19 protein-coding genes are annotated in these 15374 nt (G+C 58.8%); 4 read left to right on the top strand and 15 right to left on the bottom strand.

The genetic code is table 11. The annotated features are described in order from the left end of the window. Positions 1-18: 18 nt before the first annotated feature. On the bottom strand, positions 19-606 hold the full coding sequence (locus tag ACZRJ6_RS04025) for a YajG family lipoprotein (protein WP_133099851.1): 588 nt from the start codon (positions 604-606) through the stop codon (positions 19-21). Positions 607-800: 194 nt separating this feature from the next. On the opposite strand from ACZRJ6_RS04025, the gene ACZRJ6_RS04030 reads away from it, so the two are divergent. Together ACZRJ6_RS04030 and mqo are read left to right on the top strand one after the other, a co-directional pair. After that, positions 801-1034 (top strand): hypothetical protein, encoded by a 234-nt coding sequence (locus tag ACZRJ6_RS04030; protein WP_463967166.1) that lies wholly within the window; start codon positions 801-803, stop codon positions 1032-1034. 738 nt (positions 1035-1772) lie between these two features. Next, positions 1773-3281, top strand: a complete 1509-nt coding sequence (mqo, locus tag ACZRJ6_RS04035) for a malate dehydrogenase (quinone) (RefSeq protein ID WP_463967167.1) — start codon at positions 1773-1775, stop codon at positions 3279-3281. Positions 3282-3348: 67 nt separating this feature from the next. On the opposite strand, the gene ACZRJ6_RS04040 is transcribed toward mqo, so the two are convergent. From ACZRJ6_RS04040 to ACZRJ6_RS04055, 4 genes are read right to left on the bottom strand one after another with little or no spacing between them, the layout of a single operon-like run. Next, complete coding sequence (locus ACZRJ6_RS04040; protein WP_463967168.1) at positions 3349-3636, bottom strand: PA4642 family protein; 288 nt, start codon at positions 3634-3636, stop codon at positions 3349-3351. A 53-nt stretch (positions 3637-3689) separates the two neighbouring features. Beyond that, on the bottom strand, positions 3690-4175 hold the full coding sequence (locus ACZRJ6_RS04045; RefSeq protein ID WP_463967169.1) for a hypothetical protein: 486 nt from the start codon (positions 4173-4175) through the stop codon (positions 3690-3692). 35 nt (positions 4176-4210) lie between these two features. Continuing rightward, positions 4211-4678, bottom strand: coding sequence for a WbuC family cupin fold metalloprotein (locus ACZRJ6_RS04050; RefSeq protein WP_463967170.1), 468 nt, complete (start codon positions 4676-4678; stop codon positions 4211-4213). Between the two features lie 3 nt (positions 4679-4681). Then, complete coding sequence (locus ACZRJ6_RS04055) at positions 4682-5239, bottom strand: hypoxanthine-guanine phosphoribosyltransferase (RefSeq protein WP_149410901.1); 558 nt, start codon at positions 5237-5239, stop codon at positions 4682-4684. Positions 5240-5402: 163 nt separating this feature from the next. Here ACZRJ6_RS04055 and upp point away from each other — a divergent pair, with 163 nt between their 5' ends. Further along, positions 5403-6041, top strand: a complete 639-nt coding sequence (gene upp, locus ACZRJ6_RS04060) for a uracil phosphoribosyltransferase (RefSeq protein ID WP_463967171.1) — start codon at positions 5403-5405, stop codon at positions 6039-6041. Positions 6042-6043: 2 nt separating this feature from the next. After that, positions 6044-7318 carry a uracil-xanthine permease family protein gene (locus ACZRJ6_RS04065; protein WP_463967172.1) on the top strand — a complete coding sequence of 425 codons (1275 nt, stop codon included), beginning with the start codon at positions 6044-6046 and terminating at the stop codon, positions 7316-7318. Positions 7319-7395: 77 nt separating this feature from the next. On the opposite strand, the gene hisC is transcribed toward ACZRJ6_RS04065, so the two are convergent. The 10 genes from hisC to ACZRJ6_RS04115 all read right to left on the bottom strand — a co-directional run bounded on the left by hisC (position 7396) and on the right by ACZRJ6_RS04115 (position 15354). After that, entirely contained in the window at positions 7396-8448 is a 1053-nt protein-coding gene (hisC, locus tag ACZRJ6_RS04070) for a histidinol-phosphate transaminase (protein WP_463967173.1), read from the bottom strand. Between the two features lie 3 nt (positions 8449-8451). Next, positions 8452-9777, bottom strand: a complete 1326-nt coding sequence (gene hisD, locus ACZRJ6_RS04075) for a histidinol dehydrogenase (protein WP_463967174.1) — start codon at positions 9775-9777, stop codon at positions 8452-8454. Between the two features lie 128 nt (positions 9778-9905). Beyond that, the gene (hisG, locus tag ACZRJ6_RS04080) at positions 9906-10541 is read right to left on the bottom strand and encodes an ATP phosphoribosyltransferase (protein ID WP_463967175.1); all 636 of its coding nucleotides are present in this window, start codon (positions 10539-10541) and stop codon (positions 9906-9908) included. A gap of 127 nt (positions 10542-10668) precedes the next feature. Continuing rightward, positions 10669-11934: a UDP-N-acetylglucosamine 1-carboxyvinyltransferase gene (gene murA, locus ACZRJ6_RS04085; protein ID WP_463967176.1), complete on the bottom strand. Its 1266-nt coding sequence runs from the start codon at positions 11932-11934 to the stop codon at positions 10669-10671. A 22-nt stretch (positions 11935-11956) separates the two neighbouring features. Further along, positions 11957-12196, bottom strand: coding sequence for a BolA family protein (locus ACZRJ6_RS04090; protein WP_133099863.1), 240 nt, complete (start codon positions 12194-12196; stop codon positions 11957-11959). A gap of 114 nt (positions 12197-12310) precedes the next feature. Continuing rightward, entirely contained in the window at positions 12311-12616 is a 306-nt protein-coding gene (locus ACZRJ6_RS04095) for an STAS domain-containing protein (protein WP_463967177.1), read from the bottom strand. Further along, a complete protein-coding gene (locus tag ACZRJ6_RS04100; RefSeq protein ID WP_463967178.1) occupies positions 12613-13269 on the bottom strand; it encodes an MlaC/ttg2D family ABC transporter substrate-binding protein in 657 nt (218 codons plus the stop codon). The genes ACZRJ6_RS04095 and ACZRJ6_RS04100 overlap by 4 nt, the downstream gene beginning before the upstream one ends. 11 nt (positions 13270-13280) lie before the next feature. Then, positions 13281-13748 (bottom strand): outer membrane lipid asymmetry maintenance protein MlaD, encoded by a 468-nt coding sequence (mlaD, locus tag ACZRJ6_RS04105; protein WP_133099866.1) that lies wholly within the window; start codon positions 13746-13748, stop codon positions 13281-13283. Next, a complete protein-coding gene (gene mlaE, locus ACZRJ6_RS04110) occupies positions 13748-14545 on the bottom strand; it encodes a lipid asymmetry maintenance ABC transporter permease subunit MlaE (RefSeq protein WP_463967179.1) in 798 nt (265 codons plus the stop codon). The genes mlaD and mlaE overlap by 1 nt, the downstream gene beginning before the upstream one ends. After that, positions 14545-15354: an ATP-binding cassette domain-containing protein gene (locus tag ACZRJ6_RS04115; protein ID WP_463967180.1), complete on the bottom strand. Its 810-nt coding sequence runs from the start codon at positions 15352-15354 to the stop codon at positions 14545-14547. The genes mlaE and ACZRJ6_RS04115 overlap by 1 nt, the downstream gene beginning before the upstream one ends. Positions 15355-15374: the final 20 nt, after the last annotated feature.

Below are 15374 nucleotides of genomic sequence, written 5' to 3' on the forward strand. Positions count from 1 at the left end.
CGGTTTTTTTTGAAGCGATTACTGCGAGCTGAGGATCTGCCCGATGCTCGGGTCCTTGAACAGGCGCGTCAGGGCATCGCTCAACACATCGCTGACTAGCTTGGTGTTGGTGTCCTGGTTCGGCGCCATGCCGAAGCGCTGATCCAGGGACGCGCCATAACGGCCGCTGTAACGACGGCTGCCGGCGGACACGTCGGAGCGGAAGGTCGCGGCAATCGTGGCTTCGGTCACATACAACCCCTCTTTAGGCGACTGGTATTTCAGCTCAGCCAGGGTCACGGTCAATTGCGGCGCGCCAGGGGAGTTGCTGGTGGGGGTGAACCCCAGCAGGCGTACCGCGGCTTCAGCCTGGGCTTGCAGCTTGGGCAGTACATCGGCACCGGTCACCGTAATGGCGCTGGTTTCCGGGTACAGACCGCCACGAGTGCCCAGGGTAGGCGACGGACGACCATCGACCACACGCACCGACACCGGCTGGCCATGGCCGACAGCTGCCAGCTGGCTGGTGATTTTCGGCTGTGGGCTCAGTTGTTGCGGGCTGTGGGCGCAGCCAACCAGGGTCAAACTGGTCACAGTGATCAAACCGAACAACAGGCGTTGCAACATGCGTTTCTCTCCAGAAATCAGGTACCGACAGGCGGGCAGTATAGCGGTGCGCCATGTCCTTGAACTAGCGCCAGTTACAACTCAGACCCGACGGGCTTGTAGCGGTTCGGTGTCACTGATATGTCACAGCGGTTACACGCTGGTGTCATGCCTTGCAGGCAACCTTGGCCTCAACTCACAGGAGGTTGATCGCCATGCACTTTTTCTGGTCGTTGTTCATGCGCAAACCCGCTCACCGGCACTTTGCCCTGCTCGATCAACAAGGCCACTGCCAGGCTTTCAAGCAGTGCGGCCTGCCCCCCGTGGGCAATGGCTGGGTCGAAGTCGAAGAAATTCGCTTGAGCTGGATGCATCACCCCTTGCCCGCACGAGCACGTTTGAGCCCACGCATTTCAAGGTCATTGCAGCGCCAGCCGTTGACCGCCTGACCGAACGGCTAATAAAAGTCATAAAACACGACCATTTACCCGCATTTCTTCGCTACAATCTCCCCCCGATTATAAGGACGTCTCCTGATCGGGCCTCGCAGCATCGCTAATGCTCCTGTATTAGCTCCCCCGCACCGCCCACAGAGAGCCGCCCACACAGATTAAGTGAAGCTGGCGTGCTTGCTGTTTTTCTGCAAAACCACCTCCTTTACCCAATCTGCCAGAGCTGCCATTGCGCTCGGCCACTTGAGTTGTTTGCCCGTTATGCCGCTTGTCGGCAGTGATTTCGGGCCAGGTGCCAGACTGGGGCAGCCCTTTTTTGAGGTTCACGTCTTCAAAAGAGCGTGAAAAAAACGGGTTTTCACAACTTCACAAGAGTGTGGCGAGCAAATGAATAGTTTTGCGTTTGTACAAGCACCATCAGCGTCTGGCACTGCCCAACCACACAGGACCGAGTACTCCTCAATAACTGGAGCTTGAAGCCTGTCCGCTACGGATTTGGTTGCACGATCGGACGTACTTGACCATAAGTCGAATTGCCACAGGCGCCCTTAAATGCGTTCATATGCAGATAAGGCCCGATAGGCAGTGTGCGCCGATGTTGTAAAGAGATGCGAAAAATTGCGAAGCGGACATGGCGATCCTGGCCATGGGTAACCTGGGGCATCAATGAACCGCCCCGTCACTCCTGGCAGCCATGCCGTCAATTTGGTGCTGCAGATTTTGGAGACGCGTTAAATGGCGCATAACGAAGCAGTCGACGTAGTACTGGTAGGGGCAGGCATCATGAGTGCCACCCTCGCCGTACTGCTCAAAGAGCTCGACCCCGGCCTCAAGCTGGAAGTCGTTGAGCTGATGGATTCGGGTGCCGCGGAAAGTTCCAACCCGTGGAACAACGCCGGGACCGGCCACGCCGGGCTGTGTGAGTTGAACTACACACCCCAGGCTCAAGACGGTTCTATCGACATCAAGAAGGCCGTGCACATCAACACCCAGTTCGAGGTATCGAAGCAGTTCTGGGCGTACCTGACCAAAAAAGGCACCTTTGGCTCGTCCAAGTCCTTTATCAGTGCAGTTCCGCACCTGAGTTTCGTGCAGGGCGAAAAAGGCGTGTCGTTCCTCAAGAAGCGCTTTGAAACCCTCAGCCAGCACCACGCCTTCGTGGACATGCATTACACCGAAGACCGTGGGCAGATGGCCGAGTGGATGCCGCTGATGATGCCCGGCCGCCCGCTTGACGAAAAAATCGCCGCTACCCGCGTACTGAACGGCACCGACGTCAACTTTGGCGCCCTGACCAATCAGTTGCTGGCGCACCTGACCAGCTCGGCCGATGCCCAGGTCAAGTACAGCAAACGTGTCACCGGCCTCAAGCGCAACAGCGCCGGCTGGACCGTGAGCATCAAGGACGTCAACAGCGGCAACTCCCGTGACGTCGACGCCAAGTTCGTATTCCTTGGTGCCGGTGGCGCGGCACTGCCGCTGTTGCAAGCCTCAGGCATCGAAGAAAGCAAAGGCTTCGGTGGCTTTCCGGTCAGTGGCCAGTGGCTGCGTTGCGACAACCCGGAAGTGGTCAAGCACCACCAGGCCAAGGTCTACAGCCAAGCCGCAGTAGGCTCGCCACCGATGTCGGTGCCGCACCTGGACACCCGCGTGGTCGACGGCAAGAAATCCCTGCTGTTCGGGCCATACGCCGGTTTCACCACCAAGTTCCTCAAGCACGGCTCCTTCCTCGACCTGCCAATGTCGGTTCGCGCTGGCAACATCGGTCCGATGCTGGCCGTGGCCCGGGACAACATGGACCTGACCAAGTACCTGGTCAGCGAAGTCATGCAATCCATGGAACAGCGCCTGGAATCCCTGCGCCGCTTCTACCCTGAAGCGAAAGCCGAAGACTGGCGCCTGGAAGTAGCAGGCCAACGGGTACAGATCATCAAGAAAGACCCGAAAAAAGGCGGCGTGCTGCAATTTGGCACCGAGCTGGTAGCGGCCAAGGATGGCTCACTGGCGGCACTGCTGGGCGCTTCTCCAGGCGCGTCGGTCACCGTTTCGATCATGCTCGACCTGATCGAACGCTGCTTCCCGGACAAGGCGTCCGGTGAGTGGGCCACCAAACTTTCGGAAATCTTCCCGGCCCGGGAGAAAATCCTGGAAACCGATGCTGCGCTGTATCGCAAGATCAACACGCAGAACAACATCAGCCTGGAACTGGTTGAGCAAAGCAGCGAGACCGAAAGCTACGCTTAAAGCCCGCTCATAAAAAACGCCCCGTTCTCCATGGTGAGAACGGGGCGTTTTTTTTCGCCAGGAGTAATCAGCCGCGAGCTTTGTCGATCAATTCAATGTACTCGGCAGCGTTGCGCTGGTCCTTGATCACTTCAACGAAGGTCAAGCCGTGCTCATCCTTACCGTCCAGGTCCAGGCTCGCCTCTTTGAAAAAAACCAGGAACCGCTCGAAGTCGTCGATGCGCAGGCCACGGTAGGCTTTGATCAGTTTGTGGTGGGAAGGCGAAGTGGCGTCGACCGGTTCAAAATCCAGGAACAGCTTGATCTGCTCATCGCCGATTTCATCACCAATCAATTGCTTCTTATCTTTACGCATTGCCGACTCCAGCTTGCAGACATTTACACGGGGTGAGCAGTTTACCTGCGCTCTTACCTTGAGCGCACCGCCCCGGTGTGCAAATCCGCCCAGATATGGCCGTTGGCATAGCTTAAAAACTGCACATACAGGGTTTCATTACGCAGCAAGTCGATGATCACCCGGTACTGAGCCAATGGGTAATACAGGGTCAGAGTTTTGCTTTTATCGTCAAAGGCCGGCTTTTTCAGGCTCTTGCTTTCGCCGTCAAAGTTAAGGATCACCTGGCTGATGCTCGCGCCCTTGTTCAGGGATTTGCCCTTAAGGCGGACCAACAACGGTGATGTCACCGGAATCGGCTGCTGATTGGATTGACGCTGGTTGCCCACCACCACCGAATACTCGGTAACTTGCAGCAGTTGCTGCTGCTCGGGACTCTCGCCGCGCAGCATCAGGTCATCAGGTGGCAGGAATTGGCTGTGCATCGGCGCAGGAGCCGCGGCCAGAGGCAGACTGACGATCAGCGCCAGGATGGCGCAACTGCGGATCAAAAGGCTCATGGGCCGCTCCGTGGAAGATGGCCCAGCACTGTAGCTCAATCGAACTGGGCAAGCATCCAGCGCTGATAGGCAGCCACTTCGGGATCGCCTTCACGGGGTGCCCAGGTCGCCAGCTCGCCTTCGCCCACCGGCCGATAAGGCCCGGCCTTGCATTCGAACATCAGCGAGTCAGGCTCCAGCACCACTAGCCCATGGAACACCCCCGGCGGCAAATCGACGCCCTGGCACTCACCGCCTGCCCGCATGACACGCTTGGCCAGCACCTCGCCGGCCTCGCTGAAAATCAACAAACCCAGGCAGCCCTTGAGCACCAGCAGGGTTTCCGCCTTGTCGGCGCTCAAGTGACGATGCGGTGGCACGTAGGTGCTTGGCTGCATACCCACCGCCATGCGGTGGCACGGCTCGTCCATCTTGTGGAAGTTGTGATGGTGCCGGCCACGGGGGCTGGCGGATGCGTTCTCGGCCAACTCGGCAAACAGCGATTGATCGAGAAAGCTGACCATCGATTACATCCCCTTGACGGCGTAGATGCCCGCAGCATTGCGCCAGTAACCCTTGTAGTCCATGCCGTAACCGAAGAGGTAACGGTCGATGCACGGCAGGCCCATGTAATCGGCTTTCAGGTCTGGACGAGCCTTGCGGTCGTGGTCCTTGTCGATCAGCACGGCGGTGTGAACAGCGCGGGCGCCAGCGTGCTTGCAGAAGTCGATGATCGCGCCCAGGGTGTGGCCTTCATCAAGGATATCGTCAACGATCAGCACGTCGCGGTCGACCAGCGAGACTTCCGGCTTGGCCTTCCAGAACAGGTCGCCACCGGTGGTTTCATTGCGATAGCGGGTGGCGTGCAGGTAGGACGCTTCCAGGGGGAATTTCAGATGCGTGAGCAATTTTCCGGCAAAAATCAGACCGCCGTTCATTACACAGAACACCACCGGGTTGGTGTCGGCCATTTCCCGAGTGATCTTTTCGCCGACCTTGGCGATCGCCTCTTCGACTTGCGACTCGGTGTACAGGCAGTCAGCCTCTCGCATGATTTGACGGATATGCTCGAGATCAGCGGACATGGCGCTCTCCAAGGGTACTGTGGCAAGAAAAGCGGGCGAAGGTACGCTTCTGGGACGCAACGTTCAAGCCTTTATGGACTAATGTGCCAGATGTCTATAGGACAACACCCTCAGATAGATTAATCTAATCCGGTTTTTTTGCCCGCCGCCGGAGCCCTTCCCCATGCCCATCCGTGAGATCCGCCATCCGCTGATCCGACACAAACTCGGCCTTATGCGCCGTGCCGACATTAGCACGAAGAACTTCCGTGAGCTTGCTCAGGAAGTCGGAGCGTTGCTCACCTACGAAGCGACTAAAGATTTGCCCCTGGAAACCTACGAGGTTGACGGTTGGTGCGGTGCCGTCCAGGTCGAGAAGATCGCCGGCAAGAAAATTACCGTGGTCCCGATCCTGCGCGCCGGCATCGGCATGCTTGAAGGCGTGCTGAGCCTGATCCCGGGCGCCAAGGTCAGCGCCGTAGGCGTGGCCCGCAATGAAGAAACCCTGCAGGCCCACACCTACCTGGAAAAACTGGTGCCGGAAATCGACGAACGCCTGGCGATGATCATCGACCCGATGCTCGCCACCGGCAGTTCCATGGTTGCCACCATCAACCTGCTGAAGAAAGCCGGCTGCAAAGACATTCGCGCCATGGTGCTGGTTGCTGCTCCCGAAGGCATCGCCGCCGTCGAGAAAGCGCACCCTGACGTGGTGATCTACACCGCCTCCATCGATGAACGCCTGAACGAGCACGGCTACATCATTCCGGGCCTGGGCGATGCCGGCGACAAGATTTTCGGTACCAAGCAGAAGGACGCGTGACCATGCAGGATGAATTCAACGACCCGCTTTGGCGCCAGATCCTGTCTGGCGCACAGATGCTCTTCGTGGCATTTGGTGCGTTGGTGTTGATGCCACTGATCACAGGTCTTGATCCAAACGTCGCGCTGTTTACCGCAGGCCTTGGCACGTTGCTGTTCCAGGTAGTCACAGGACGGCAAGTGCCGGTGTTCCTGGCGTCGAGCTTTGCCTTTATCACCCCGATCATTCTCGCCAAGGAGCAGTTCGGCCTAGCGGCAACCATGGGCGGGGTGATGGCCGCCGGCTTCGTTTATACCTTCCTGGGCGCTGCGGTGAAGATCAAGGGCACCGGTTTCATCGACCGTCTGCTGCCGCCGGTGGTGATCGGGCCGGTGATCATTTCCATCGGACTGGCCATGGCGCCGATTGCCGCGAACATGGCGATGGGTAAAGGCAGTGATGGTGCCGAGCTGATTCATTACCAGACGGCGATGCTGATCTCGATGCCGGCGCTACTGACCACGTTGATCGTGGCGGTCTTTGGCAAAGGCATTTTCCGCCTGGTGCCGATCATCTCCGGCGTGCTGGTGGGTTTTGCCATGGCGTTCTACTTTGGCGTGGTCGACACGGCCAAGATTGCCGCCGCACCCTGGTTCGCCCTGCCCCACTTCACGGCGCCAGAGTTCAATTGGCAGGCGATTCTATTTATCGTCCCCGTGGCGTTGGCGCCTGCCATTGAGCACATCGGCGGCGTGATTGCCGTGGGCAGCGTCACCGGTCGCGACTACCTGAAAAAGCCCGGCCTGCATCGCACGCTGCTGGGCGACGGTATCGCCACCACCGCTGCCGGCATGCTCGGCGGCCCGCCCAACACCACCTACGCCGAAGTAACGGGCGCAGTGATGCTGACCAAGAACTACAACCCGAAAATCATGACCTGGGCGGCGGTGTTTGCCATCACCCTGGCTTTTGTCGGCAAGTTCGGCGCGCTGCTGCAAAGCATCCCGGTACCGGTGATGGGTGGGATTCTATGCCTGCTGTTCGGCTCGATTGCCGCAGTGGGGATGAACACCCTGATTCGTCACAAGATCGACCTAGGGGAAGCGCGCAATCTGGTGATTGTTTCGGTGACCCTGGTGTTCGGGATTGGTGGCGTGTTGATCGGCACCGGGACTGGCCCGGACGACTTCGGCCTCAAGGGCATCGCCCTGTGTGCGGTGGTGGCGATTGGGTTGAATCTGCTGCTGCCGGGCAATGATGGCTGGAAGAACAAAAAGCCGGATGAGCCGCTGATTTAACGGCTCAGCAATAACAATGTGGGAGCTGTCGAGACTCGCTCGAGTTCGACAGCTCCCACATTTGATTTCAGTATCAGTTAAAGCTCGCCCAGCCCGTCGATCAACGCCTGGTTCTGCTCGGGCGTACCGATGCTAATGCGCAGGAACTGGGCAATCCGCTCCTGCTTGAAGTGCCGCACGATCACACCTTGCTCGCGCAACTTCGCAGCCAAACCAGCCGCGTCGTGTTGTGGGTGTCTGGCAAAGATGAAGTTCGCTGCCGACGGCAACACCTCAAAACCTTTCGCCTGCAACTGCCCGACCACCTTGTCACGGCTGTCGATTACCAAACGGCACGTCTTCTCGAAGTACTCTCGATCCTCGAATGCCGCCGCCGCCCCGACAATCGCCAAGCGATCCAGCGGGTAGGAGTTGAAGCTGTTCTTGACTCGTTCCAGCGCCTCGATCAGGTCCGGATGGCCCACCGCCAGGCCCACGCGCAATCCTGCCAGGGAGCGCGACTTGGACAGGGTCTGGGTCACCAGCAGATTGGGGTAACGGTCCACCAGGCTGATGGCGGTTTCGCCGCCAAAGTCGATATAGGCTTCATCGACCACCACCACTGAGTCCGGGCTCGCCTTGAGGATCTGCTCCACAGCGTCCAGCGCCATCACGCAACCGGTGGGCGCGTTCGGGTTGGGGAAGATGATTCCGCCGTTAGGCTTGGCATAGTCCGCAGCACGGATCTGGAACTGTTCATCCAGTGGCACCGCGTCGAAGGTGATGCCGTAGAGACCGCAATACACCGGGTAGAAGCTGTAGCTGATGTCCGGGAATAGCAGCGGCTGATCGTGCTGGAACAAACCGTGAAAGATATGGGCCAGAACTTCATCGGAACCATTACCCAGGAACACCTGTGCCGTTTGCACACCGTAATACTGCGCAACAGCCTGCTTGAGCAGATCGCCATTGGGGTCCGGGTACAAACGCAGGTTGTCGTTCAGCTCGCCTTGCATGGCCGCCAGCGCCTTGGGCGATGGACCATAAGGATTTTCATTGGTATTGAGCTTGACCAGCTTGGCCAGCTTCGGTTGTTCACCTGGCACATAGGGCACCAGGTTCTTGACGAATGGGCTCCAAAATCTGCTCATTTCTCAGCTCCCTTTCTTGTCGTCAACTATGCGGTATTCAGCACTGCGGGCGTGGGCCGTCAGCGACTCGCCGCGCGCCAGCACCGAGGCAGTCTTGCCCAGTTCAGAGGCGCCTTGGGGCGAACAGAAGATGATCGACGAACGCTTCTGGAAGTCATACACACCCAGCGGCGACGAGAACCGCGCGGTACCGGACGTCGGCAACACATGGTTGGGACCGGCGCAGTAGTCGCCCAGGGCTTCGCTCGTGTGGCGACCCATGAAGATCGCGCCGGCGTGGCGAATCAACGGCAGCCAGGCTTGTGGGTCGGCTACGGATAGCTCCAGGTGTTCCGGGGCGATACGATTGGCCACTTCGATGGCCTGCTCCATATCACGAACCAGGATCAGCGCACCACGGCCATTGATCGATTTTTCGATGATCTCGGCACGTTCCATGGTCGGCAGCAACTTGGCAATGCTGGCGGCGACCTTGTCGAGGAATTCGGCATCGGGGCTGACCAGGATCGCCTGGGCGTCTTCGTCGTGCTCGGCCTGGGAGAACAAGTCCATGGCGATCCAGTCCGGATCAGTCTGGCCGTCGCACACCACGAGGATTTCCGAAGGGCCGGCGATCATGTCGATGCCGACCTGGCCAAACACGTGGCGCTTGGCAGTGGCGACATAGATGTTGCCGGGGCCGACCACCTTGTCGACCTTCGGCACGCTTTCGGTGCCGTACGCCAGCGCTGCAACCGCTTGGGCGCCGCCGATGGTGAACACTCGGTCAACGCCGGCGATGCAGGCCGCGGCCAGCACCAGTTCGTTGATTTCACCACGAGGGGTTGGCACCACCATGACCACTTCAATCACGCCAGCGACCTTGGCCGGAATGGCGTTCATCAGCACCGATGACGGATAGGATGCTTTACCGCCCGGCACGTACAGGCCGGCACGGTCCAGGGGTGTGACCTTCTGGCCCAGCACCGTGCCGTCGGCCTCGGTGTAACTCCAGGAGTCCTGCTTCTGTTTTTCGTGATAGCTGCGCACCCGCGCCGCTGCCACTTCCAGAGCTTCGCGCTGGGGTTCGGTGATGCGGGTCAAGGCCAGTTCCAAGCGTTCGCGGGGCAGGATCAGGTCGGCCATGGAGGCGACGTCCAAACCATCGAACTGACGAGTGAAATCCACCAGCGCCGCGTCACCGCGTTCGCGCACAGCCTTGATGATGTCGAGCACCCGCTGGTTGACCGATTCGTCGGACACACTTTCCCAGCTCAGCAGATGATCCAGATGATGGGCGAAATCCGGATCGGCAGCGTTGAGTCGGGCAATTGCAGTGGACGTGGTCATAGCGAGGGCCTCATAGGATTGACAAAAGTGCTCAGGCGCCGAAAGTTAGCAGTCGATCCGCTTGGGCACCTGAGAATTCTGGCTATGAGGCGGATAGACGGGCGTAGCTTTTCAGCTACGCGGGTGAGTCAACCGCAGTGTCGAGACTCCACTGCCTTGCGCAGGGTGTCGATCAACGCCTGGATACGGGCGTGCTGCATTTTCATCGAGGCTTTGTTGACGATCAGCCGGGAGCTGATATCGGCGATGAAGTCCTGGGGCTCCAGGCCATTGGCACGAAGGGTGTTACCGGTGTCGACCACATCGATGATCTTGTCCGCCAGACCAATCAGCGGCGCCAGTTCCATCGAGCCGTAGAGCTTGATGATGTCGACCTGACGGCCTTGTTCGGCGTAGTAGCGCTTGGCAACGTTGACGAACTTGGTCGCCACCCGCAGGCGGCCCTTGGGCTCGACGTCGCCAACACGGCCAGCGGTCATCAGTTTGCACAAGGCAATACGCAGGTCCAGTGGCTCGTACAGGCCCTGGCCACCGTATTCCATAAGCACGTCTTTACCGGCCACGCCAAGATCAGCGGCGCCATGCTCAACGTAGGTCGGTACGTCAGTGGCGCGCACGATCAGCAGGCGTACGTCAGCCTGGGTCGTGGGGATGATCAACTTGCGGCTTTTGTCCGGATTCTCGGTCGGCACGATGCCCGCTTCAGCCAGAAGCGGCAAAGTGTCGTCAAGGATGCGGCCCTTGGACAGTGCGATGGTCAACATGGGAAACGTCAGTCCTTCATCAGGCAATTGCTGTCCGGTCGCAAGCGGCGCCAGACACAGATCGAGGCCTTTACAGACCTCGACTTAAAACAAAACCGTGGGCACCTCCCTGTGCCCCGTGCAGCGACTAGCCCGGTACGCGGCGGATCTTCGCGCCGAGCATCTGCAGCTTCTCTTCGATGCACTCGTAACCACGGTCGATGTGGTAGATGCGATCGATCAGGGTGTCACCTTCAGCGCACAGCGCCGAGATCACCAGGCTGGCGGAAGCGCGCAGGTCGGTGGCCATTACTGGCGCGCCCTTGAGCTTCTCGATACCGGTGACGATGGCAGTGTTGCCTTCGACCTGGATCTTGGCGCCCATGCGGTGCAGTTCATACACGTGCATGAAACGGTTTTCGAAGATGGTCTCGATAACCGCACCGGTGCCTTCAGCAATTGCGTTCAGGGAAACGAACTGCGCCTGCATGTCGGTCGGGAACGCCGGGTACGGAGCGGTTCGCACGTTGACGGCCTTAGGCCGCTTGCCGTGCATGTTCAGCTCAATCCAGTCGTCGCCGGTGGTGATTTCAGCGCCCGCTTCCTTGAGTTTTTCCAGGACAGCTTCAAGGATGGTCGGATCAGTGTCCTTGACCTTGACGCGACCACCGGTAACAGCGGCAGCAACCAGGTAGGTACCGGTCTCGATGCGGTCCGGCATGACCTTGTAGGTGGCCGAGTGCAGGCGCTTCACGCCTTCGATGGTGATGGTGTCGGTGCCGGCGCCGGTGATGTTGGCGCCCATGGCGATCAGGAAGTTGGCCAAGTCGACCACTTCCGGCTCGCGCGCGGCGTTTTGCAGCACGCTGCGGCCAGTGGCCAGTGCGGCGGCCATCATAATGTTCTCGGTACCGGTCACACTGACGGTATCGAAGAAGAAGTTGGCACCACGCAGGCCGCCTTCCGGCGCCTTGGCCTTGATGTAGCCGCCTTCGACGTCAATGGTTGCGCCCATGGCTTCAAGGCCACGGATGTGCAGGTCCACCGGACGCGAGCCGATGGCGCAACCGCCAGGCAGGGCCACTTCGGCTTCGCCGAAACGGGCAACCATAGGACCCAGTACCAGGATCGAGGCGCGCATGGTTTTCACCAGCTCGTACGGGGCGATCAGGGTCTTGATGGTACGCGGGTCGATTTCGACCGACAGTTTCTCGTCGATCACCGGCTCGATGCCCATGCGACCGAACAGCTCGATCATGGTGGTGATGTCGTGCAGGTGCGGCAGGTTGGCCACGGTGACCGGACCATCGCACAGCAACGTAGCTGCAAGGATTGGCAAGGCAGAGTTTTTTGCCCCGGAGATACGGATTTCGCCATCAAGACGAATACCACCGGTAATAATCAATTTATCCATAAGAATCTCGACGCCTAGGGGCTCAGGTGCGCTCGGCCCAGGCCGCGCGGCTGAAAAATTTCATAGTGACCGCATGGATGCTGCCATCGGTGATCCATGGGTTCAAATGGGCATAGATCTGCTGCTGACGCTTGACCGGGCTCAATGCCGCCAGTTCATCGCTAATTACGTTCAGCTGGAAGTTGCAGCCTTCGCCTTCAACTTCCACCTTCGTATCTGGCAGCTTTCCTTCAAGGAAGCTCTTCACTTCTACGGCCTGCATGCTCAACCTCTATCGGCGCCCAGTGCGCGCGGGTCGGACATCATACAAAAAAGCCCCGCGCCTGCGAACCCCGCATAGCAGGACTCTGACGGGGGGCTTCTTTAATAATGTGTATTAAGGATGCGCCAACAGCTCGGTCAAACCCGAAACCTGAGCAATTTCACGCATATCTTCGGGCAATGCACGAATACTGACAGCTTTGTTGACCGCGGCGGCATCACGCATGAAGCACAGCAGCAACGACAGACCGACGCTGCTGGACTTCACCACTGATGAGCAATCCAGCACCAATGCAGGCGCGGTGCTGGCATTAATCAGCGCCTGGCCCTGCTTACGCAGGCCAGGCCCACTGAGGTAATCCAGTACGCCGCTCAAGAGCAGCTCGCCGGCCTCGCCGAGACGGACAGCCGACTCGCTCATTGGGCCTTCTCTTCAGAGGCTTTTTCGGTCACTTCCTTGGCCTTGGCCACTTCACCGGCCCAACCATTGATGGTTTTGTCCAGATCGTTGCCATTGCGCTGCATCGCGTCCGCGAACTGGTCACGGAACAGTTTGCCGATGTTGATGCCGTTGATGATCACGTTGCGCACTTTCCACTCACCGTTGATCTTCTCAAGAGTGTAGGAAACCGGGTAGACCGAACCGTTGTTGCCCTTGACCTGCATGTCCACGCTGGTGCGGTTACCGGACTCATCCTTGGCCGGGGAAACAACGATGCCCTGGTTGTTATATTCCAGCAATGCGTTGCCGTAGAACTGCATCAGGCTGCGCTTGAAGTTGTCCTGGAAGGTCTGCATTTGCGCGGGCGTAGCCTTGCGCGAGTACTTGACAGTCATGATGCTGCGGGAGATGCCGTCGGCGTCCACCACCGGGCCGACAATGCCGTTGAGGGCGTCGTAGAACTCGCTTGGGCTTTGTTTGTACTTTTCTTTGTTGGTGGCAAGGTCTGCCAGCAAACGGGTCGTGGTGTCCTGGACGATGTCGTGCGCGGAAGGCGCAGCCACCGCGGCGCCAGCCATCAAGGGCAAGGCTGTCAGCAGCACCAACAGGCCACGTCGCAAGGTAGAGATCATGAACAAACTCCTCATTTGGCGTCTTTGCTAACGGTATTGAGCAGGAATTTACCGATCAAGTCCTCCAGCACCAGCGACGACTGCGTGTCGTGAATGGTCGAACCATTCTTGAGCAAGGCTTCTTCCCCGCCCACGCTGATACCGATGTACTTTTCGCCTAGCAGACCCGCCGTGAGAATAGAGGCAGTGGAGTCAGTTGGTAGATTATCTACGCGTTTTTCCAGTTGCATCGTCACGCGGCCGGTGAAGCTGTCGCGGTCCAGATCGATAGCCGTGACTTTGCCGATGGTCACCCCGGCCATGGTCACTTTAGATCTGACAGTCAAACCGGCGATATTGTCGAAGTAGGCGTAAAGTTTATAGGTGTCGGCAGCAGGGCTGGCCGAAAGGCCGCTGACTCGCAGGGCGAGCAGCAGTAAAGCCAGGATGCCAGCCAGCAAGAAAAGGCCGACACCGATCTCCACAGTGCGGTTTTGCATCAGAAATCTCCAAACATCAAAGCAGTCAAAATGAAGTCAAGGCCCAGTACTGCCAGCGAGGCGTACACAACGGTCTTGGTGGTGGCGCGACTGATCCCTTCTGAAGTGGGCTCACAGTCGTAGCCTTGGAATACGGCGATCCAGGTCACAACAAAGGCGAAGACGATGCTCTTGATTAGCCCGTTGAGCACGTCACCGCTGAAGGTCACGCTGTTTTGCATGTTGGCCCAGTAGGAGCCCTCATAGACCCCCAGCCAGTCCACCGCCACCCACGAACCGCCCCAGATCCCGACCACGCTGAAAATCATCGCCAGCAGGGGTAGGGAAATGAAGCCAGCCCACAGGCGCGGGGCAACAATGTATTTGAGGGGGTCCACGCCGATCATTTCCAGGCTGGACAGCTGCTCGGTGGCTTTCATGTTGCCGATTTCTGCGGTCAGCGCAGAACCGGCGCGACCGGCAAACAGCAGCGCGGTGACCACCGGCCCCAGCTCACGCAACAATGTCAGGGCAACCATCTGCCCCACCGCCTGTTCGGAACCGTAGCTGGAAAGAATGCTGAAGCCTTGCAACGCCAGCACCATGCCGATGAACATGCCGGAGACCACAATGATCACCAGGGACATCACGCCCACGGAGTGCAGTTGTTTGATCAACAGAGCAAAGCCGCCGCCGATACCGCCGCGACCGAGCAAGGAGTGAAACAGAAAAATCGTCGAACGGCCGAGTACTTCGACAATGTCGATGCCGGAACGGCCGAAAAGGCGAACTTTTTCGGTTAAAGATGTCTTGCGCATCAGCGCTTCCCCAGAAGATCTGAGCGGTAGTCCGCTGCCGGAAAATGAAAAGCCACCGGGCCATCGGGATCGCCGGTCATGAATTGGCGAATACGCGGGTTGTCAGCGTTCATCAGCTCTTCAGGCGTGCCCTGCCCCAGCACCTGGCCATCGCCCACTAAATAGAGGTAGTCGGCAATGCTCGCGGTTTCGGCCAGATCGTGGGACACCACGATGCTGGTGATCCCCAGGGCATCGTTAAGCAAGCGGATCAGGCGTACCAGCACACCCATGGCAATCGGGTCCTGGCCGACGAATGGTTCATCGTACATGAGAATCTGCGGGTCCAGCGCAATGGCGCGAGCCAGCGCGACACGACGCTTCATGCCGCCGGAGAGTTCGTCGGGCATCAGGTCGATAGCACCGCGCAGCCCAACGGCCTGCAGTTTCAGCAACACAATGTCACGAATCATTTCATCGGACAGCTGAGTATGCACCCGCAGCGGGAACGCGACGTTTTCGAATACATCCAGGTCGGTGAATAACGCGCCGCTCTGAAACAACACGCCCATGTGCTTGCGGGCATCGAACAGATCGCTGCGCGACAATGTCGGCAGGTTCTGGCCATTGACCCAGACCTCGCCTGCACTGGGGCGCAATTGCATACCCATCAGGCGCAGCAAGGTGGTCTTGCCGCAACCGGAAGGCCCCATGATGCCCGTGACTTTGCCGCGGGGAATGCGAATATCAACGTTATTGAAGATGCTGCGCGTACCGCGCTTGAAGGAAAGGCCCTTCAGCTCGACCGCGTAGGCGTTATCGGCACTCATCTAAACTCCTTGGAATGCAG

This window comes from Pseudomonas sp. C321, assembly GCF_055407105.1.